This is a genomic window from Janthinobacterium sp. 1L-D-8-B-C4 (genome assembly GCF_057291295.1).
In genome coordinates this window covers 181952-200804 of sequence record NZ_JBXAVX010000002.1, presented here as the reverse complement: position 1 = coordinate 200804, position 18853 = coordinate 181952, and the positions used below count along the sequence as shown (strand labels likewise).

The 18853-nt window shown below is 65.1% G+C and carries 17 protein-coding genes; 10 read left to right on the top strand and 7 right to left on the bottom strand.

What is annotated here, in order from left to right; genetic code table 11:
* Positions 1 to 14 precede the first annotated feature (14 nt).
* Complete coding sequence (gene aceE / locus AC0Z42_RS03955; protein WP_485466944.1) at positions 15 to 2687, bottom strand: pyruvate dehydrogenase (acetyl-transferring), homodimeric type; 2673 nt, start codon at positions 2685 to 2687, stop codon at positions 15 to 17.
* A gap of 141 nt (positions 2688 to 2828) precedes the next feature.
* On the opposite strand from aceE, the gene AC0Z42_RS03950 reads away from it, so the two are divergent.
* Positions 2829 to 3272 carry a MarR family winged helix-turn-helix transcriptional regulator gene (locus tag AC0Z42_RS03950; RefSeq protein WP_485466943.1) on the top strand — a complete coding sequence of 148 codons (444 nt, stop codon included), beginning with the start codon at positions 2829 to 2831 and terminating at the stop codon, positions 3270 to 3272.
* Positions 3273 to 3279: 7 nt separating this feature from the next.
* On the opposite strand, the gene AC0Z42_RS03945 is transcribed toward AC0Z42_RS03950, so the two are convergent.
* A complete protein-coding gene (locus tag AC0Z42_RS03945; protein ID WP_485466942.1) occupies positions 3280 to 4371 on the bottom strand; it encodes a transketolase-like TK C-terminal-containing protein in 1092 nt (363 codons plus the stop codon).
* A 145-nt stretch (positions 4372 to 4516) separates the two neighbouring features.
* Here AC0Z42_RS03945 and AC0Z42_RS03940 point away from each other — a divergent pair, with 145 nt between their 5' ends.
* From AC0Z42_RS03940 to crtB, 7 genes are all read left to right on the top strand, one after another.
* Positions 4517 to 4708, top strand: coding sequence for a hypothetical protein (locus AC0Z42_RS03940; RefSeq protein WP_485466941.1), 192 nt, complete (start codon positions 4517 to 4519; stop codon positions 4706 to 4708).
* 184 nt (positions 4709 to 4892) lie between these two features.
* Positions 4893 to 6062 carry a voltage-gated chloride channel family protein gene (locus tag AC0Z42_RS03935; protein WP_485466940.1) on the top strand — a complete coding sequence of 390 codons (1170 nt, stop codon included), beginning with the start codon at positions 4893 to 4895 and terminating at the stop codon, positions 6060 to 6062.
* Between the two features lie 183 nt (positions 6063 to 6245).
* Positions 6246 to 7223: a polyprenyl synthetase family protein gene (locus AC0Z42_RS03930; RefSeq protein ID WP_485466939.1), complete on the top strand. Its 978-nt coding sequence runs from the start codon at positions 6246 to 6248 to the stop codon at positions 7221 to 7223.
* Positions 7213 to 8538 carry a glycosyltransferase gene (locus tag AC0Z42_RS03925; RefSeq protein WP_485466938.1) on the top strand — a complete coding sequence of 442 codons (1326 nt, stop codon included), beginning with the start codon at positions 7213 to 7215 and terminating at the stop codon, positions 8536 to 8538. Before AC0Z42_RS03930 ends, AC0Z42_RS03925 begins: the two co-directional genes overlap by 11 nt.
* Entirely contained in the window at positions 8531 to 9712 is a 1182-nt protein-coding gene (crtY, locus tag AC0Z42_RS03920; protein ID WP_485466937.1) for a lycopene beta-cyclase CrtY, read from the top strand. Before AC0Z42_RS03925 ends, crtY begins: the two co-directional genes overlap by 8 nt.
* Complete coding sequence (locus tag AC0Z42_RS03915) at positions 9709 to 11199, top strand: phytoene desaturase (RefSeq protein WP_485466936.1); 1491 nt, start codon at positions 9709 to 9711, stop codon at positions 11197 to 11199. Before crtY ends, AC0Z42_RS03915 begins: the two co-directional genes overlap by 4 nt.
* On the top strand, positions 11196 to 12164 hold the full coding sequence (gene crtB, locus AC0Z42_RS03910) for a 15-cis-phytoene synthase CrtB (RefSeq protein WP_485466935.1): 969 nt from the start codon (positions 11196 to 11198) through the stop codon (positions 12162 to 12164). The genes AC0Z42_RS03915 and crtB overlap by 4 nt, the downstream gene beginning before the upstream one ends.
* Here crtB and AC0Z42_RS03905 read toward each other — a convergent pair.
* Entirely contained in the window at positions 12073 to 12594 is a 522-nt protein-coding gene (locus AC0Z42_RS03905) for a sterol desaturase family protein (RefSeq protein ID WP_485466934.1), read from the bottom strand. The two genes, crtB and AC0Z42_RS03905, sit on opposite strands and share 92 nt — an antisense overlap.
* A gap of 26 nt (positions 12595 to 12620) precedes the next feature.
* Between AC0Z42_RS03905 and AC0Z42_RS03900 the strand changes: the two genes are divergently transcribed.
* The gene (locus AC0Z42_RS03900; RefSeq protein ID WP_485466933.1) at positions 12621 to 13055 is read left to right on the top strand and encodes a DUF2141 domain-containing protein; all 435 of its coding nucleotides are present in this window, start codon (positions 12621 to 12623) and stop codon (positions 13053 to 13055) included.
* Positions 13056 to 13064: 9 nt separating this feature from the next.
* Here AC0Z42_RS03900 and AC0Z42_RS03895 read toward each other — a convergent pair whose 3' ends face one another.
* Positions 13065 to 15455: a hybrid sensor histidine kinase/response regulator gene (locus AC0Z42_RS03895; protein ID WP_485466932.1), complete on the bottom strand. Its 2391-nt coding sequence runs from the start codon at positions 15453 to 15455 to the stop codon at positions 13065 to 13067.
* A gap of 205 nt (positions 15456 to 15660) precedes the next feature.
* Here AC0Z42_RS03895 and AC0Z42_RS03890 point away from each other — a divergent pair, with 205 nt between their 5' ends.
* The gene (locus tag AC0Z42_RS03890; protein WP_485466931.1) at positions 15661 to 16005 is read left to right on the top strand and encodes a DUF1294 domain-containing protein; all 345 of its coding nucleotides are present in this window, start codon (positions 15661 to 15663) and stop codon (positions 16003 to 16005) included.
* Positions 16006 to 16008: 3 nt separating this feature from the next.
* Here AC0Z42_RS03890 and AC0Z42_RS03885 read toward each other — a convergent pair whose 3' ends face one another.
* From AC0Z42_RS03885 to AC0Z42_RS03875, 3 genes are all read right to left on the bottom strand, one after another.
* Positions 16009 to 16752 (bottom strand): DNA-binding protein, encoded by a 744-nt coding sequence (locus AC0Z42_RS03885; protein ID WP_485466930.1) that lies wholly within the window; start codon positions 16750 to 16752, stop codon positions 16009 to 16011.
* A 145-nt stretch (positions 16753 to 16897) separates the two neighbouring features.
* Positions 16898 to 17515, bottom strand: a complete 618-nt coding sequence (locus tag AC0Z42_RS03880; protein WP_485466929.1) for an LON peptidase substrate-binding domain-containing protein — start codon at positions 17513 to 17515, stop codon at positions 16898 to 16900.
* A 54-nt stretch (positions 17516 to 17569) separates the two neighbouring features.
* Entirely contained in the window at positions 17570 to 18808 is a 1239-nt protein-coding gene (locus AC0Z42_RS03875) for a DEAD/DEAH box helicase (RefSeq protein ID WP_485466928.1), read from the bottom strand.
* Positions 18809 to 18853 lie beyond the last annotated feature (45 nt).

Sequence of the window (18853 nt, the reverse complement as noted above, 5' to 3'; positions counted from 1 at the left end):
TCACTCCTCAACAGTCAGATGGATGCGGGATCGGGCTTGTCGACATCGATGCCGTACTTTGCGATCGCTTCGGCAACCACGCTGCGTGGCAGCACGCCGTCGTCGGCCAGCGCCTTCAGGGCCGCCAGCGCGATGAAATGGCGGTCCACTTCAAAGAAGGTGCGCAGCGATTCGCGCGTGTCCGAGCGGCCAAAGCCGTCCGTGCCAAGACTCACGAAGCGCCGGTCCGTGACAAACGGACGCACCTGGTCGCCGACGATTTTCATGTAGTCGGTGGCGACCACCACCGGGCCCTGCCGGCCCGTCAGGCACTGCTGCACGTAGGGCACGCGCGGCGCATCGGCCGGGTGCAACAGGTTCCAGCGCTCGGCCGCCATGCCGTCGCGCCGCAACTCGGTCAGGCTGGTGGCGCTCCAGGTGTCGCTGGCGACGCCGAAGTCCTGCGACAGCAGCTGCGCTGCGGCGATCACTTCGCGCAGGATGGAACCACTGCCCATCAGCTGCACGCGCGGCGCGGCGCTCTCCGTTGCCGCGCCTTCGTGCAGCAGATACAGCCCCTTCAATATGCCCGCCTCGGCACCTGCCGGCATCGCCGGATGCGGGTAGTTTTCATTGAGCAGCGTGATGTAGTAATAGACATCCTCGTGTTCGGCAAACATGCGGCGCATGCCGTCCTGGATGATCACGGCCAGTTCGTATGCATAGGTCGGGTCGTACGAGACGCAGGTGGGAATCACCGACAACAGCACATGGCTGTGGCCATCGTCATGCTGCAGGCCCTCGCCCATCAGGGTAGTGCGTCCCGAGGTGGCGCCCAGCAGGAAGCCGCGCGTGCGCGCGTCGGCGGCAGCCCAGGCCAGGTCGCCCACGCGCTGCAGGCCGAACATCGAATAGAAGATATAGAACGGGATGGTGGCCAGGCCATGGTTGGCGTATGAGGTACCGGCTGCGATCCACGACGAAATCGCACCCGACTCATTGATCCCCTCCTGCAGGATCTGGCCATCTTTCGCCTCCTTGTAGTAGCTGAGCTGGCCGGCATCCTGCGGCGTGTACAGCTGGCCCTGGTAGGAATGGATGCCGATCTGGCGGAACAGGCCCTCCATGCCGAAGGTACGCGATTCGTCCGGCACGATGGGCACCACGATCTTGGCCAGCGCCGGGTCTTTCAGCAGGGTTCCGAGCATGCGCACGAAGGCCATGGTGGTGGACGAAGCGCGCTCGCCGCTGTCTTTCAGCTGGGTGGCAAAGGCCGACAGCGGCGGCACCGGCAAGGCCGGCACGCGGGCGTCACGGGCGGGGATATGGCCGCCCAGCGCCTGGCGGCGCGCAGCAAAATAGCGCGCTTCCTCGCTGCCCGGCGCCGGCTTCAGGTAGGGCATCTCTTCCAGTTGCTCGTCGCTGACGGGCAGCGCAAAGCGGTCGCGGAAGGCGCGCACCGCGTCCAGGCTCATTTTCTTGAGCTGATGGTTGATGTTCTGGCCTTCGCCCGCCTCGCCCATGCCGTAGCCCTTGACGGTCTTTGCCAGGATCACAGTGGGGCGCCCTTGCGTGCGCATCGCCTCGGCATACGCCGCGTGCACTTTTTCAGGGTCGTGTCCGCCGCGCGCAAGTTTCCAGATATCGTCGTCGGACATGTCGGCCACCAGCGCCAGCAGCTCGGGATATTTGCCGAAGAAGTGCTCCCGCACATAGGCGCCGTTTTGCGACTTGAAGGTCTGGTAATCGCCATCGACGCACTCCATCATGCGCTGGCGCAGCAGGCCGCTGGCGTCGCGCGCAAGCAGCGCATCCCAGCCGCTGCCCCAGATCACCTTGATGACGTTCCAGCCGGCCGCGCGGAAGGTGCCTTCCAGTTCCTGGATTACCTTGCTGTTGCCGCGCACGGGACCATCGAGGCGCTGCAGATTGCAGTTGACGACAAAGATCAGGTTATCAAGCTTTTCGCGCCCGCCCAGCGAAATGGCGGCCAGCGATTCGGGCTGGTCCATCTCGCCGTCGCCGAGAAACGCCCATACCTTGCGCCCCTGGTGCGGTGTCAGGTCGCGGTACTCGAGGTAGCGCATGAAGCGCGCCTGGTAGGCGGCGGTCAAGGGTCCCAGGCCCATCGAGACGGTGGGAAACTGCCAGAAGTCCGGCATCAGGCGCGGATGGGGATACGAAGACAGGCCATCGCGCCCTGCCTCGCGCCGGTAGTTGTCCAGTTGCGCTTCGCTGATGCGCCCTTCCAGGTAGGCGCGCCCGTAGATGCCTGGCGCCGAATGGCCCTGGATGTAGACCAGGTCGCCGGCAAACTGCTCGCTGCGGCCGCGGAAGAAATGATCGAAGCCGACGTCATACAGCACTGCCGCCGACTGGTAGGTGGCGATGTGGCCACCCACGTTCGAATGTTTCGCCGCGCGCAGCACCATTACCATCGCGTTCCAGCGGATGTAGGCGTTCAGCCTGCGCTCGATGCCCGGGTCGCCCGGATAGGCAGGCTGGCGCTCGGTAGCGATGCTGTTGACATAGGCAGTGGTGACGCGGCCGTGCAGCCCGCCGTATTGCGCAGTGTCGGCATCGACCAGCCGGTCGAGCAGATAGTGGGCGCGCGGGCGCCCTTCCAGCGCGACCACGGCCTGCATCGATTCGAGCCATTCTCGGGTTTCCTGCGGATCGGCGTCGGGCAGCGTGAGGGGTAAGGACATGGCATATCTCCTGAGGGGAAAGCATTGAAAGACAGACAGGATAATTGCAAACGCAATAGTTGCATTTGCAATCGTCATGCGGCCAATTATATGGCGGTATAATTGCATTTGCAACGATAATTGAATTGAAAGGTACCTCCCATGTCAGCAGCTACCCCCGACCTGTGGTTCTCCTTCGTGCGCACGCACCGCCTGATGATCCGCGAGATCGAACGCCGGCTGGCCACCGCGGGCCTGCCCGCCTATGCGTGGTATGACGTGCTGTGGGGCCTGGAAAGCGGCAGTGACGGCTCGCGGCGCATGCATGAACTGGCCGATACGCTGGCCATCGAACGCTACAACCTGACGCGGCTGGTCGACCGGCTGGAAAAAGACGGCCTGGTGACACGTTCGCGCTCGAGCGAAGATGGCCGCGCCGCGTTTGTATCGATCACGGCTGCGGGGCGCGCACTGCGCAAGAAAATGTGGAAGGTCTACCAGGCCACGGTGGCCGACCTGTTCCTGGCGCAGTTCAGCGCGGACGAGCGCTCAAGCCTGTACGCCGCGCTGGAACGCGCCGCCGGCGCGACACGCGAGCTGGCATAGTGCCGCCTCATGCGTAACCGTACTGGCGCAGCGCCTGCACGAGGCGCCGGGTATCGAAGTTGCCCTCGTCGGCCAGCGCCCTGAGCGCCGCAATCGCCATCCAGGATGCATCGGCATCGAGGTCGAGTGCGACCAGGCGGGCGCGCAGATGGCCGCCGATCTGGCCAGCGATCTGCCGGCCATAACCACTGACTGCCACCACTGGCGCCGCGCTGTCTCCGAGGCAGCGTTGCAGATGCGCGCTGCGCGGTGGCGCCGACGGATGGCACAGATTCCAGTGCCCGGCCTCGCGTGCTTCGCGCGCCAGGCGCGTGTAGCTGGGACAACTCCACACCTCGGCGGCCACCTGCCAATCCTGCCACAACAGCGCGGCCGCACCGCTGGCCGACGCCAGCGTGCTGCCGGCGCCGCACAGGCGCACCTGCGCCGGCCTGTCGCTATGGGCTGACGGCAGGCGGTACATGCCCTGGCAGGCCGCAGCCGCATCATCCGCCGACAAGGCGCGGCCTTGCGCCACCTCTGCATCATTGGTAGCGAGATAATAAAAGCCGGGATCGTGATCGAGGTACAGCGCCCGCAGCGCACCTTCCAATATGGCGCGTGCTTCTGCGCCCGAAGCAGGATCGAAAGGCATGCAGTCCGGTTGCGCAGCCAGCCACGCAGGCAAGGCAGGCTGCACGCCCTTGGGCCAGCGCGTCCATGCTTTTCCGGCCTCGGCGTCGTTGCAGACTATGCCGCGCCCGCACGATGCCTGCAGCAGCGCGCGCAGGGCATCGACCGACTCTGCCCGCACCAGATACAGCAGCGGCGTCTCGGCCTGGCCTGCACGGCCAAAGCGCAGCTGCCAGGCGCTGGCCTGCAGCGGCGTGCCATGTGCCGGCTCATCTGGCGCGGCTTCCCGCTCGCGCGTACTGACAATGCGCAGATGGCCAGCCAGCTGGTGGTCCTGGCGCAGGCGCGCCGTGATGGCCGCCAGCGCGCCTAGCGGCGAGACGGGCAGGCGCTGCATGTCCTGCCCTGCCAGCGCCGCCAGGCAGGCGGCCGCCGAGCGGCGCGTGGCGGCAGCAGGCAACGGCGGCGTGATGATGGTCAACTGCATGTGAGCTCCCTGATGGCTTTGGCGCAGCGCAAGGCTTGCGCAAAATGCGGCCAGCCGATACGATTGCATTTGCAATGATTGTAGTTGCAATCAATTGGCGCCGCAAGCGCCATATTCTCCACCGCAACGAAGAACCAAGGAAACCATGATCCTGACCCCACCGGAAGCGGCTCGCATGGCCTATGCCGTCAAACTCGCCGAAGCGCAAATCGCGGAGGCAAAGAAGCTGCACGAGATCCATTTCGGCGCCGACGCTTCGCCTCTTGTCCTCGCCGCCATCATCGAGGCGCTGGCGCGTAACCATGCATCGGCGGTAGCGGCGAAGGTCAGCGGCTAGCGCAGGCCAGAATCTGGTGGCGCGCAAGGGCTGGTAATGCTAGAATTTTCGCCACGGCTGACACTGCTCCGACGCCGATCGGCCACTTGTCCAAATCTGACCTGTTCCACCAGACATCACCACGAAACGGCTTATCGTTCTGAAAAATTCATTCTATCGCCACGCCCGGTGGCTGCTGCTGGCGATGCTGGTTGCCGTGCTGGCCGGGACCGCCTCGGCCTGGTTTTTATGGGCGCTGGACTGGGCCACAGGCACGCGCATGGGCTATCCGTGGCTGCTGTGGCTGCTGCCGGCGGCCGGCTTTGCCACCGGCTGGCTCTACCTGCGCTACGGCAGCAAGGTCGAGGGCGGCGTCAACCTGGTGATCACGGAAATCAATCACCCGGAAAAAACCATCCCTTTGCGCATGGCGCCGCTGGTGCTGGGCGCCACCGTGGTGTCGCACCTGTTCGGCGCCTCGGTCGGCCGTGAAGGCACGGCGGTGCAGATGGGCGGCGCGCTGGCCGACCAGTTGACGCGCTGGTTCCGCCTCGATGAAGCAGACCGGCGCGTGGTGCTAATGGCCGGCATCAGCGCCGGCTTTGCCTCGGTGTTCGGCACGCCGCTGGCCGGCGCCGTGTTCGGCCTGGAAGTGCTGGCGGTCGGTCGTTCGCGCCATGCCGGACTGCTGCCCTGCCTGGCCGCCGCCCTGTTGGCCGACCGGGTCGAGCTGATCTGGGGCGGCTGGCTCGGCGTGCACCACACCCATTACGCCATCGCTTTGATTCCGGACGTCACTGCCTGGGCTTTGGGCGCGATGGCGGTCGCCGGCGTGCTGTTCGGCCTGACAGCCAGGGTGTTTGCCGGCGCCACCCATGCATTGGCCGCTGCCATGAAACGGGCAATTGCCTATGCGCCGCTGCGCCCGTTTGCGGGCGGCGTGGTGGTGGCGCTGGCGGTCTGGCTGCTGGGCACCGACCAGTATATCGGCCTGGGCATCCCTACCATCGTCGATGCGCTGCACCAGCCGCTGCCGGCCATGGATTTTCTCGCCAAGATGGCGTTCACGATCGTCTCGCTGGGCAGCGGCTTCAAGGGCGGCGAAGTCACGCCGCTGTTCTTTATCGGCGCCACCCTGGGCAATGCGCTGGCGCCGCTGCTGCACCAGCCGTTCGCGCTGCTGGCGGCGGTCGGCTTCGTGGCCGTATTTGCCGGCGCCGCCAATACGCCGCTGGCCTCGACCGTGATGGCCATCGAGCTGTTCGGGCCGGAGATCGGCTTGTATGCGGCAATTGCCTGCGTGGTGGCGTATTGCTGCTCCGGAAAAACCGGTATTTACCGCGCGCAAAGCGGCGCCAGCGCAGCCAGCCGGTGACATTGCGCAAGGCAAGCGACGCTTGCGCGGCTATGATTTGCTTTCGTACCCGTGTCCACACGACGTTCATCTGTTAGTCAGCACACCCTGATTCGCGCGAGGCCATCATATTTCCCAGAACTCCGATACACTCCTAGAAGAACAGTCCGGCTTGTTCCAGCCACGCTAACGGGAGACCAGTGCATGACCACAGAAAGACGACGCTTCGGTGTCGCCATCAACGAGCTCCACGCGGTGGCGGCGGACCACGAGGCCATGAAGCGCCGCTTTGAAGAGCGGATACAGCAGTTGCTGGCAGATGGCAGCAATGGCGCCGATGGCGCCGACCTGCTGACCCTGTCGATGCGCGCGGCCGCCTTGGGTGCCGGCAAACGCCTGCGTCCGCTGCTGCTGATGACCATCGCGCGCGACCTGGGCTGCGCCTCGCCGGCGCTGATCGACGTGGCCTGCGCGGTGGAGCTGGTGCATGCCTCCTCGCTGGTGCTCGACGACATGCCCTGCATGGATGACGCCAGGCTGCGCCGCGGCGCGCCGGCGATCCATGTCGCCTATGGCGAAGATGTCGCCATCCTGGCCTCGATCGCCCTGCTCAGCCGCGCGTTTCGCATCATTGCCTCGGCCACCGACCTTGAACCGCTGGTGCGCACCAGCCTGGTGACATCGCTGGCCGAAGCGGTCGGCGCGCAAGGGCTGGCCAAGGGGCAATTCCAGGACCTGCACGGTGGCGCCGCGCGCTCGCCCGACGATATCGCCATGACCAACCAGCTGAAAACCGGCGTGCTGCTGGGCGCCACGGTCGACATGGCCGCCATCATCGCGCAAAGCGACGCAAAAGTGACGCAGTCGCTGCGCGCCTTTGCGCTGGCCGCCGGCCAGGCGTTCCAGATCCGCGACGATTTGAAGGACCTGCCCGGCAACGACAGCGCCATCACCGGCAAGGACGTGGGGCTCGATGCGGGCAAGGCCACCTTGCTTACCACCTTGGGCGTGGACGAGGCGCAGCGCCGGCTGTCGCACCATTTGCAGGAAGCGGAGCGCCATTTGTCCGACGCCGTCGGCATGCGCCAGGGCACGCGCAGCTTCCTGGGCAGTTTTTTTGCCGCACCGGCGCCCGAGTGCAGCCCGGCGACGCCCGTGCTGGCCACCGCACATGGCCTTTGAGCGGGTGCACATGCACCATTTCGGCGTGGTGGCACCGGCCTTTCCCAGCCATTTCAGCGCGCTGCAAGCGTTGTCGGTGGCGCTGATCGAACGCGGCCACCGGGTCACTTTTTTACATCGCGCCGAAGCTGGCGCGTGGCTGAGTGACGCGCGGATCGGGTTTCACGCATTGGGCCGCGGCAGCCACCCGGCCGGCAGCCTGGCCGCGTCACTGCGCCGCGCCGCCAATCCCGGCAGCCCGTGGGGCCTGCGCCGCGTGATTGGCGACATGGCCGATACCACCGACATGTTCTGCCGCGAACTGCCTGCCGCCTTGAAAAGCCTGGGCATCGACGTGGTGCTCGGCGACCAGATGGAAGCGGCGGCCGGCCTGGTGGCGCAAGCGCTGTCACTGCCCTTCATTTCCGTGGCGTGCGCGCTGCCGATCAACCGCGAAGCGGGCGTGCCGCTGCCCGTGATGCCGTTTGCGGCGGGCCGCGACGAGCGCGCGCTGCGCATGTGCCAGGGCAGCAGCGACGTCTATGACTGGCTGATGACGCCACACCGGCGCAGCATCGCCGCCAACGCGCAGGCGCTGGGCCTGGCGGTGTGCGACGGCATGCACGACTGGCTGTCGCCATTGCTGCAGCTGAGCCAGACCGTCGCCGGTTTTGATTTTCCGCGCCTGCAGGCGCCAGCCCAGCTGCATCATGTAGGGCCGCTGCGCGGCTCGGCGGGCGGCAGTCACAAGATCGACGCCAGTGGCGCGCCTGACCTGGCAGCCATCAGCACCGCGCGTCCGTTTGTTTTCGCCTCGCTCGGCACTTTGCAAGGCCACCGCCACGCGCTGCTGCTGCGCATCGCCAGGGCTTGCAGGCTGGCCGACGCGCAACTGCTGGTGGCCCACTGCGGCGGCCTCGATGCGCGCGAGATCACGGCACTGAAAAAAGCCGGCGCCACCTGGGTCTGCGCATTTGCCGACCAGCGGGCGGTGCTGGCGCGCGCCGATGCGGTGGTGTCGCACGCTGGCCTGAACACGGTGATGGATGCGATTGCCGCCGGCACGCCGATACTGGCCGTGCCGATCGCGTTTGACCAGCCCGGCGTGGCGGCGCGGGTCGAGCATGCAGGCGTCGGCCTGCGCGCGTCGGCGCGCTGGGCCAGGCCGGCACACATCGCCGCGCAACTGCGCCGACTGCTCGATGAGCCGGCCTTTGCCCGGCGCTGCACCGAACTGGCCGGCGCTGTGCGGGCGGCCGGCGGCACGGCGCGCGCGGCGGACCTGGTCGAAGCGGCGCTGCAGAACTCAGTGGCCGGCGGAGCGCGGTTTGCATAAGGGGCCTGCAAGCTACGACCTGGTGCTGGTCGGCGGCGGCCTGGCCAATGGCCTGATCGCCTGGCGCCTGCGCACGCAGCGCCCGGAAATGCGCATCTTGCTGGTCGAACGCGACATGCAGTTGGGCGGCAACCACACCTGGTCGTTCCATGACAGCGACGTCACCCCGGCCCAGCTTGCGTGGCTGTCACCGTTGCTGTCACACCGCTGGCCAGGATACGACGTGCTGTTTCCCGGCCATGCGCGCAGCCTGGACGGCGGCTACGCCAGCATTGCGTCCGCCGACTTTGCGCACGTGATCGAAGCGGCCCTCGGTGACTGCCTGCGCCTGGGCACCGCAATCGCCAGCCTGACGCCAACCTCGGTGCACCTGGCCGACGGCGAAGTGCTGCAGGCGCGCGCCGTGATCGACGGGCGCGGCATGCGCCCCAGCAGCCGCCTGGCGCTGGGCTACCAGACTTTTCTTGGCCAGGAAGTACGGCTGGCCGCACCGCACGGACTGACTGCCCCGATCATCATGGACGCCAGCGTGGAGCAGCAAGGCGGCTACCGCTTCGTGTATGTGCTGCCGTTCGGCCCGGACCGCGTACTGATCGAAGACACCCATTACGTCGACACCAGCGCCTGGCAGCCCGAGCGCCTGCGCGCCAATATCGCCGCCTATGCAGCGTCGCGCGGCTGGCAGGTCGCCGAACTGCTGCGCGAAGAACACGGCTCGCTGCCGATCATACTGGCCGGCGATGTCAATGGCTTTTGGGACGACCTGCAGGGCCAGCCCTGCTCCGGCCTGCGCGCCGGCCTGTTCCACCCGACCACCGGCTATTCGCTGCCGCATGCGGTGCGCCTGGCCGATCGCATCGCCGCGCTGGACAACTTTGACGCCACCTCGCTGTTTGCCGCCATCCGTACCTACGCCCTGCAGGAATGGCGTGGCCAGGTTTTTTTCCGCCTGCTCAACCGCATGCTGTTTTTGGCCGGCGAAGCGGACCACCGCTGGCGCGTGATGCGCCGTTTCTATCATTTGCCGGCGCCGCTGATTTCACGTTTTTATGCAGGCCGGCTGACCCTGGCCGACCAGGTGCGCCTGGTCTCGGGCAAGCCGCCGGTGCCGGTCGGCCAGGCGCTTTCCGCAGCACTGAAATTTTACCCTCACCAGATCAGGAAACCTGAATGAACAATGCAAAACAAGCGGTGGTCGTGGGCGCCGGCTTTGGCGGCCTGGCGCTGGCCATCCGGCTGCAGGCGGCCGGCATGCAAACGACCCTGCTGGAAAAGCGCGACAAACCGGGCGGGCGCGCCTATGTCTATGAAGACCAGGGCTTCGTGTTCGACGCCGGCCCCACCGTGATTACCGATCCGACCGCCATCGAGGAACTGTTCACGGTGGCAGGCAAAAAAATGTCGGACTATATCGAGATGCTGCCGGTGGCGCCGTTCTACCGCCTGTGCTGGGAGGACGGCCACCATTTCGACTATGTCAACGACCAGGATGCGCTGGACCGGCAAATCCATGCGCGCAATCCGAAGGACGTCGCCGGCTACCAGCGCTTCCTGGCGTATTCGAAAGCCGTGTTCGAGGAAGGCTACCTGAAGCTGGGCGCGGTACCCTTCCTGTCGTTTCGCGACATGATAGCGGCCGGCCCACAACTGGCGCGCCTGCAAGCCTGGCGCAGCGTCTACAGCATGGTGTCGCGCTTTATCGAAGACGATCATTTGCGTCAGGCGTTCTCGTTCCACTCGCTGCTGGTGGGCGGCAATCCGTTTGCCACTTCGTCGATCTACACCCTGATCCACGCGCTGGAACGGCGCTGGGGCGTGTGGTTTCCACGCGGCGGCACCGGTGCGCTGATCCTGGCATTGGTGCGCCTGTTCGAAGACCTGGGCGGGCGCATCGAATTGAACGCCTCAGTCGCGCGCATCGACACCAGCGGCAACCAGGCCACCGGCGTGCGCCTGGAAGACGGGCGCGTGTTTCCGGCGCAGATGGTGGCCTCGAACGCCGACGTGGTGCATACCTACGGTTCGCTGCTGGGCCACCACCCGCGCGGCGTGTCGGAAGCTGCGTCGCTGTCCAAAAAACGCTTTTCCAATTCGCTGTTCGTGCTGTATTTCGGCCTCGATCATCACCACGAGCAGCTGCGCCACCATACCGTGTGCTTTGGCCCGCGCTACGAGGGCCTGATCAAGGATATCTTCAAGGGCCAGCATCTGGCCGACGATTTTTCGCTGTACCTGCATGCGCCGTGCGTGACCGACCCGTCGCTGGCGCCGCCGGGCTGCGGCAGCCACTATGTGCTGGCGCCGGTGCCGCACCTGGGCAATGCCAACATCGACTGGGAGGTCGAAGGGCCGCGCTACCGTGAGCGTATTTTCGATTATCTGGAAGAACGCTATATGCCGGGCCTGCGCAGCCAGCTCGTCACCAGCCGCATCTTCACGCCGCATGACTTCCGCGACCAGCTGAACGCCCATGTCGGCTCGGCCTTTTCGCTCGAACCGATCCTCACGCAAAGCGCCTGGTTCCGGCCGCACAACCGCGACCGCGATGTGTCGAACCTGTACCTGGTCGGCGCCGGCACCCATCCCGGCGCTGGCGTGCCGGGTGTGATCGGCTCGGCCAAGGCCACCGCCGGCCTGATGCTGGAGGACATCGCACGATGAGCGAGGCATTGCTGGAACACGCCACCCACACGATCGCTGTCGGTTCGAAAAGCTTTGCCGCCGCCGCGCGCCTGTTTGCGCCCGAGGTGCGGCGCAGCGTGCTGATGCTGTATGCCTGGTGCCGCCATTGTGACGATGTCGTCGATGGCCAGGAACTGGGCTTTGCCGCCGTGGCGCAGGATGGCGCAGCAGCGGCCCATGGCCTGGCGCAGCTCGAAGCGCAGACGCGCCTGGCCTATGCGGGCGCGCCGATGCAGGAGCCGGCCTTTGCCGCCTTCCAGGAAGTGGCGCTGCGCTGCGCGATAGCGCCGCAATACGCGTTCGACCACCTGGCCGGTTTTGCCATGGACGTGCAGGCAGCGCGCTACGAGACGCTGGACGACACCCTGCGCTACAGCTATCACGTGGCCGGCGTGGTGGGGTTGATGATGGCCACCATCATGGGCGCAAAAGAGCCGGCAGTGCTGGACCGTGCCTGCGATCTGGGCATCGCTTTCCAGCTGACCAATATCGCGCGCGACATCGTCGACGACGCCAAAGTCGGGCGCTGCTACCTGCCAGCCGACTGGCTGCGCGAGGCCGGCCTACCGCAGGCGGAACTGGCACTGCCAGAACACCGCGCGGCGCTGGCGAAGGTGGCGGCGCGCCTGGTCGACCATGCGGAACCGTATTATGCGTCGGCCAGCGAGGGCCTGGCCGCCCTGCCCCTGCGCTCGGCCTGGGCGATTGCCACCGCGCACCTGGTGTATCGCCAGATCGGCATCGAGGTCAAGGCGCGCGGTGAAAAGGCCTGGGATGAACGGGTCGGCACCTCGCGCGCCAGCAAGCTGTGGCTGCTGTGCAAGGGCGGCGTGCAGGCGCTGGCGTCGCGCTTCAGGCAGACGGCGACTCTTCGTCCTGCGGTGCTGTGGCAGCGGCCGATTCGCGCAGCGCACCGCCATGCAGCGCCTGCAGCTGCTGTTTGAGGCGGGTGACCGGCGGCGCATACAGGAAACCGAACGAGACGGCGCCATGCTTGCCATGCACGGCGTGGTGCATGCGGTGCGCCTGGTAAAGGCGCTTGAGGTAGCCACGCTTCGGGACATATTGAAACGGCCAGCGCTGGTGCACCAGGCCGTCGTGGGCAATGAAATACAGCATGCCGTAGGCGGTCATGCCGGCGCCTATCCATTCGAGCGGATGGCGCCCCTCGGTGCCAAGGTAAATCAGCACGATGGCGATGCCGGCAAAGACCACGGCATATAAATCGTTTTTTTCAAACCAGCCGGTGCGCGGCTCATGGTGCGAGCGGTGCCAGCCCCAGCCGAAACCATGCATCACATATTTGTGCGCGCCTATCGAAAACAGCTCCATGAACACCACGGTGGCCAGCACGATCAATGCATTGATTAACATTTGTTTTTAACAGGAGTGACAAGAAGATGAGCAAGCCTACCATAGCATCGACCTTATCGGCCGCAGCCTTGCTGTGTGCCGCCTTTCTGGCCAGCAGCGCTGCAGTGGCAGCCACGATTGAAGTGCATGTGAGCAACATCAGCAACGCCAAGGGACAGATCCGCGTCGCCGTGTGCGATCAGGAACGTTTCCTGAAACAGTGTTTGCATACGGCCTCGGCCCCGGCGCAGGCTGGCGAAACCGTGCTCAAGGTAGCCGACGTGCCGGCCGGCACCTGGGCCGTGCTTGCCTACCACGATGAAAACGGCAACGCCGAACTTGATCGCAACATGATCGGCATCCCCAAGGAAGACTACGGCTTCAGCCGCGACGCGGCCAGCCGCTTCGGTCCGCCCAAGTTTGCCGACGCCGCCATCACGGTGGAAGAAGGCGACATGGCGGTAAAGATCAAGCTGCACTGAGACGCTGTTTTATCGCGCCCGGTCCATGCCGGCAAACAGCTGCGATAAGGCTGCTGCGTCGACCGGCTTGACCAGATGGCCCGCGAAGGCAGCCGCTTGCGAGCGTGCCTGGTCCGCCTGCTGGCCAAACCCCGTCAGCGCCACGCAAACCAGGCTGGCGCAGCCGGGCAATTGCCGCAGCTGCGCGGCCAGCTGGTAGCCATCCATGCCGGGCAGGCCGATATCGAGGATCGCCAGTTCCGGCGGCGCGTTTTCGCACAGCCGCAGCGCCGCGGCCGGGTCGTAGGCAATTTGCACCGCATGCCCCCATGAGGTGAGCAGTTCGGCCAGGAAATCGGCCGCATCGACATTGTCGTCGACCACCAATACCTTGCGCGGCGTTGCGCCTGGTCCGGCGCCAGGCTGCGGCACAGGCAGGTCCACCGCGGTGGTTCGGGCCAGCGCATCGCGCCCGGCCGGCAAGGCAAGCGTAAATGTGCTGCCCTGCCCCTCGCCTGCGCTATGGGCATGGACCTGGCCATCATGCATCTCGACCAGGTTTTTCACCAGCGCCAGGCCGATCCCCAGGCCGCCAACCGACCCTTGCAGTTTGCGCTCGCCCTGCACGAAGGCCTCGAAGATGCGCGGCAACAGCTCGGCGGAAATACCGGCGCCATTGTCGCTGACGGTGATCGTCACGATGCCGCCCTGCTCGCTGGCACGCATGGCAAGCTGGCCGCCTTCCGGCGTATGGCGCGAAGCATTGGTCAGCAAGTTGGACAGCACTTGCGCCAGGCGCGCAGGATCGACATGCAGCTCGACTGGTGCGATCTCGATTTCAAAGCGTTGCCGCTTTTTGTCGATGGCAGTCTGCACCATTTCGACAGCTTTCGCTGCCAGCTCCGGCAGCGCGACCGTTTCCTTGCGCAATTCAATCTTGCCGCGCGTGATGCGCGACACATCGAGCAGGTCGTCCACCAGCCGCACCAGGTGCGTTACCTGGCGCTGGATCACCGCCTGTTCGCGCTGCGTCGCAGTATCGCGCATGCGCATCAACTCGAGTGCCGTGACGATCGGCGCCAGCGGATTGCGCAGCTCGTGGCCGAGCAGCGCCAGGAATTCGTCCTTGGCGCGCGACGACTTGTTCAGTTCCACGTTCAGTTCCAGTATGCGGCTGCGCGATTCGACCTGGACGGTAATGTCCACGGCGATCACCATCAGGCCATACACGCTGCCGTCAACGCGCCGCAATGGCGACAGGTTGTAGGTGAAATAACGGTCTTCCAGTTCACCGCCGTTCTTGTGGATCTGCACCAGCGTTTCGTCGCCCACGAACGGCTCGCCGGCACGGTAGACAGCAAGAAAACTGCGGTGCACGGGCGAGTCTTCCAATTCGGGAAACACGTCGAGAAACGCCTTGCCGACCATCCACTCGGCAGGACGGCCGGACACCATGGCGTAAATCGGATTGACCAGCTGGTAGGTCAGCTGGTCGCCTATCATCACGGCGGCGCCGACCGGGGCGTCGAGCAGCAGCCGGTCGCGCTCTTCCCTGAGGATGGTGCGCGCGATATCGGCTTCGATGCGCTCGATGGCCGACGCCACGATGCCGGCAAACTGCTGCAAAAATTGCTGGCAGGCCAGGTCACGCGGCAAGGCTTCGGCAACGGTGAACGCCAGCACGAACTGTCCGGCCATGCGCGCCGCGCCCGCTTCCACCATTACCTGACGGCCCGGGCCATCAGGCAAGGCTTCGCCGGGAAACGCAATGGCCAGCAGGTCGCGTGGTACGCAGGCTGCGGCTTGGCGTGTACATGATTGCACCTGGGCCACCGTCTCGCACGCGGCAAGGCCGCCGCGCAGCAGATCCAGCGCACCTTGCCGGCGTGCCGCCAGCACGCGCCCGGTAGTTTCGGAACTGGCGATCATGATGCCGTCCACCCCGCCCAGCTGACCGAACAGCGGCGTATAGGAATAGGTCCAGTAACACTCCACCAGCTGGCCGTCGCGCAGGATCGGGATCAGCATGTCCTGGTGGCGGATCGCGCGCCCGCTGCTGGCTACCTGGTCCAGCTGCGCCCCGAGCAAGGCCCAGTCATCGCGCCAGCAGGCGGCGGCGTCCTGGCCCAGCGCCCCGGGCGCCTTGAGCACATCGAAACACTGGCGCGCCGCATCGTTGTAAATTTGCGTCAGCGCGCCACCCCACCACAGCAAGGTAGGAAATGGCAGTGCCAGCACGGTACCGACCACCGATTGCAGGTGCGTGGACCAACTGCCCAGCGGACCGAGCGCCGTCGCCGACCAATCGTGGCGCAGCACCCTGGCGCTCATCTCGTCGTCGCCGTTCAGGAACCAGCAGGCTCCCGGCGCTACGCCGGTAGCGTCTGTAACAACCGCAAGCGGTACACCATCTTTCGTCATGTTTCATCCATCTGTTGTGCTTGGCCGGCTGCATTCTGGTTGCCGCTGTTCAGGCTGGCAGCACAAATTATCGCATGCAGCACCATTGGCCTGTGGACGCTGCCACACAGTGGCGAGGATGTATCTGCAACAATCAATTATCCGGCTCGGTGAGCAGTCCGCTTTAGCCGTTACAATGCGGCTCACTTCGCTTCCATGCCGCCCCATGCCCTATCTTGTCCTTGCCGTGTTCGCCCTGCTGTATCTTGCCGCTACCGTGCTGTACCAGCTGCCGCTGCTGGTGGCGGCCGTGTATGGCGTGATGAGCATTACCTGCTTTGCCGTCTACGCAATCGACAAGCGCGCCGCGCGCGCCAAAGCCTGGCGCACGCCGGAAAAAACCCTGTGGCTGCTCGGTTTGCTGTGCGGCTGGCCGGGCGCCCTGCTGGCGCAGCAATGGCTGCGCCACAAGACCGCCAAGCGCTCGTTCCAGGTGGTGTTCTGGATTACCGTGGTGGTGAATATGGCGGGATTTGCCTGGCTGAGCATGCTGTCAGCGCAGGCAGTCTGAACGTCAGACAGATGTTTTGAAAATAGGATCGACGATGAACTGCTGGGCCTTGATGCGCAAGGTGCGCTCTTCGTCCAGCTCGGCGCGCGTCTCGCCCAGTTCTTCGCGTTCGGCTTCCAGTTCCAGGCGCGCCGTGGCCAGTTCGGTTTCCACGCGGGTCAGGGTTTCCAGCTTCAGCTGGGCTTCGATCAGCTCGGCGCGCGCCGTTTCGGCCGCCGCCTCCAGGCGCGGTATGCCTTCGAGCTTGAATTGCGCCTTGGCCAGGTCCATGCGCGCCTGCTCGGCAGCTTCTTCCAAACGTGGCAAGCCTTCCAGGCGCAGCTGGGCCTTGGCCAGGTCGGTGCGGGCCTGGTTGGCGACCTGGCGCTCGCGTTCGAGTTCGGCGCGCAAGGTCTCCAGTTCGCTGGCCTGCAGATCGAGCAGTTCCTGCTGGCGCTCGTTCTCGCTGGCCAAGTCCATCAATTCCTGTTGATTGTCATTCATTTCGGCTTCATGCACGTTCTGGCTGGCGGTCAGTTCCTGTCCCACAAAATCAAGTATGGCCTGGCGCAGCACGGGCGACAGTTCGGCCGCTGCGGCAAGCTTGCGCTGGGCGCCGGCCTTGCGCCTTTGAAACAGCTTGCTGATGGTGCCCAGGCAGGTGCCGCCGCCCAGTTTTTCGCGCAGCGCGCGCACCGTGATGGGCAGGCCCTCGGCCGCCATCGCGTCCATCGCCGCATTGATCTGTTCCGCGCTTGCTTTTGCCATGATGTTCTCGTCTACGTTGCCTGCGGCAGGAAAGCCGCATTGCTCTGGGGCATTATCTTATGCCAGCGGCGGCATAGCGTAAAGTATTTCTCAACAGAAATTGCAATTGCACAACAGAATCTTGATCCAGGTGATGCCCTTGACATTATTCTTCCAGCAGGCCGTTGTCGGACAACGTATCCTGTATCAGCTCCAGTCGCAGCACCGGGTTTTCCTGGCTCAGCAGCAACTGCTTCTGCACCGGCGTCAGTGACAGCAGCTCGCACCAGCGGTTGGCTACCCAGCCGCACTCATCGAGCCGGTATGGCGGCTGGATCGGCATCTGGTCGAGCGGGATTTTCTGTTCCTGCAAGGTACGGATCAAGGCGCCCAGGGCATCGGCGACGTTTTGCTGTTCCTGCGGAATCGGCACCGGCAGGTCGGGCGGCAGCAGCTCGATCTGCGCCACCCACAAGCCCGTTTTCAGCTGTTCGCTGGCAGCGAGGTGAAACCGCTGCGACCCCATGCATTTGATTTGCAGCAGGCCCGACAAGGGCGCGGCCCAGTCCACCACGCGCGCCAGGGTGCCGACCTGGGCCAGGGTTTCCTGCTGTCCCGGCTTGCGCACCTCAGTGCCGTCGAGCAATTGCACCACGCCAAAGGGCTGCTCGCCCGTGATGCATTTGCGTATCATGTCCAGGTAACGCACCTCGAAGATCTGCAGCGGCAGATAGCCATCGGGATACAACACTGTATTGAGCGGAAACAAGGGTATCGAGGTCATGCCCGCATGATGGCACGAATGCGCCAGGCATGCAGCACGCCAGAGTGAAGCGGATCAGCGATAAAAACGGCGCTTGGCCGCGCGTTCGGCCGCTTTCGGCGCCAGCACCTTGACCGGCTTTTTCTGGATCGCGCCGCCAGCGCCCGTGCCGGGCACGCGGTGTTCGGCCTCGAAGCCGGGCTCCTCGCTGCGTTTCAGGGTCTGCCGCGTCAGCGCCTCGACCGCCGACAGCAATTCCACTTCGTCCGCGCAGACCAGCGAAATCGCCTCGCCAGACGCACCCGCGCGGCCGGTGCGCCCGATGCGGTGGATATAGTCTTCGGCCACGGTCGGCAAGTCAAAATTGACCACTTGCGGCAATTGCTCGATATCGAGGCCGCGCGCGGCCACGTCGGTTGCCACCAGCACCTGCACTTCGCTGGCCTTGAAACGGGCCAGCGCGCGCAGGCGGTTCGGCTGGGTCTTGTCGCCATGAATCGAATCGGCGCTCACGCCCTGCTCCAGCAAGGTTTTTACCAGTACCTCGACGCCCTTGCGGGTTTTCACGAATACCAGCACCTGGCCCCAGCGTTTTTTCTTCAAGAGATGCAAAAACAGTTCCGGCTTGCGCTTCTTGTCGCACACGATCACCGATTGCTTCACCGCTTTCACGGTGCTGTTGCGCGGACTCACTTCCACCGACAGCGGGTCTTTCAGCATGGTTTTCGCCATGGCGCGGATCGCGTCGGAAAAAGTTGCCGAAAACAGCAGGGTCTGGCGCTGTTTCGGCATCGTCATCAAGAGCAAGTCCAGCTCGCGCTCGAAACCCAGGTCCAGCATGCGGTCGGCCTCGTCGAGCACCAGCGTTTGTACCTGCTCGAACTTGATCGCGCCCTGCGACTGCAGGTCGAGCAGGCGGCCGGGCGTGGCCACCAGTACGTCCAGCCCCTTGCGCAGCTTGGCGATTTGCGGCTCGATCGGCACGCCGCCATAAGCGACAAAACTGCGCAGTGGCAAGTTGCCGCCATAACTGCGAAAACTGGCATAGACCTGCTCGGCCAGCTCGCGCGTGGGCACCAGCACCAGCACGCGCACGCACTGCGGCGCCACCACCCCTTCCAGAGTCAGGCGCTGCAGCAGCGGCACGGCAAAGCCGGCCGTCTTGCCGGTGCCGGTCTGGGCGGCGGCCATCAGGTCGCGCCCGGCCAGTACCGCAGGGATCGCTTTGGCCTGCACGGGAGTCGGCTTGGCATAGCCGAGTTCGTCAAGTTTGCGGACCAGGGGATCGATCAGGCCGAGGGAGGAAAACGTCATGGGTAACCTTGCAACAGTAAAAGACAGCGTATCAGAAGCCGCGAT

What these genes read in the sequence shown, in the direction of transcription:
- AC0Z42_RS03950 (WP_485466943.1), top strand. Translation starts at nt 2,829, where the DNA reads ATGTCAGCAGCTACCCCCGACCTGTGGTTCTCCTTCGTGCGCACGCAC.
- AC0Z42_RS03890 (WP_485466931.1), top strand. Translation starts at nt 15,661, where the DNA reads ATGCCCTATCTTGTCCTTGCCGTGTTCGCCCTGCTGTATCTTGCCGCT.
- AC0Z42_RS03895 (WP_485466932.1), bottom strand. Translation starts at nt 15,455, where the DNA reads ATGACGAAAGATGGTGTACCGCTTGCGGTTGTTACAGACGCTACCGGC.
- AC0Z42_RS03900 (WP_485466933.1), top strand. Translation starts at nt 12,621, where the DNA reads ATGAGCAAGCCTACCATAGCATCGACCTTATCGGCCGCAGCCTTGCTG.
- AC0Z42_RS03875 (WP_485466928.1), bottom strand. Translation starts at nt 18,808, where the DNA reads ATGACGTTTTCCTCCCTCGGCCTGATCGATCCCCTGGTCCGCAAACTT.
- AC0Z42_RS03905 (WP_485466934.1), bottom strand. Translation starts at nt 12,594, where the DNA reads ATGTTAATCAATGCATTGATCGTGCTGGCCACCGTGGTGTTCATGGAG.
- AC0Z42_RS03935 (WP_485466940.1), top strand. Translation starts at nt 4,893, where the DNA reads ATGCTGGTTGCCGTGCTGGCCGGGACCGCCTCGGCCTGGTTTTTATGG.
- AC0Z42_RS03915 (WP_485466936.1), top strand. Translation starts at nt 9,709, where the DNA reads ATGAACAATGCAAAACAAGCGGTGGTCGTGGGCGCCGGCTTTGGCGGC.
- AC0Z42_RS03885 (WP_485466930.1), bottom strand. Translation starts at nt 16,752, where the DNA reads ATGGCAAAAGCAAGCGCGGAACAGATCAATGCGGCGATGGACGCGATG.
- AC0Z42_RS03925 (WP_485466938.1), top strand. Translation starts at nt 7,213, where the DNA reads ATGGCCTTTGAGCGGGTGCACATGCACCATTTCGGCGTGGTGGCACCG.
- AC0Z42_RS03930 (WP_485466939.1), top strand. Translation starts at nt 6,246, where the DNA reads ATGACCACAGAAAGACGACGCTTCGGTGTCGCCATCAACGAGCTCCAC.
- aceE (WP_485466944.1), bottom strand. Translation starts at nt 2,687, where the DNA reads ATGTCCTTACCCCTCACGCTGCCCGACGCCGATCCGCAGGAAACCCGA.
- AC0Z42_RS03940 (WP_485466941.1), top strand. Translation starts at nt 4,517, where the DNA reads ATGATCCTGACCCCACCGGAAGCGGCTCGCATGGCCTATGCCGTCAAA.
- AC0Z42_RS03945 (WP_485466942.1), bottom strand. Translation starts at nt 4,371, where the DNA reads ATGCAGTTGACCATCATCACGCCGCCGTTGCCTGCTGCCGCCACGCGC.
- AC0Z42_RS03880 (WP_485466929.1), bottom strand. Translation starts at nt 17,515, where the DNA reads ATGACCTCGATACCCTTGTTTCCGCTCAATACAGTGTTGTATCCCGAT.
- crtB (WP_485466935.1), top strand. Translation starts at nt 11,196, where the DNA reads ATGAGCGAGGCATTGCTGGAACACGCCACCCACACGATCGCTGTCGGT.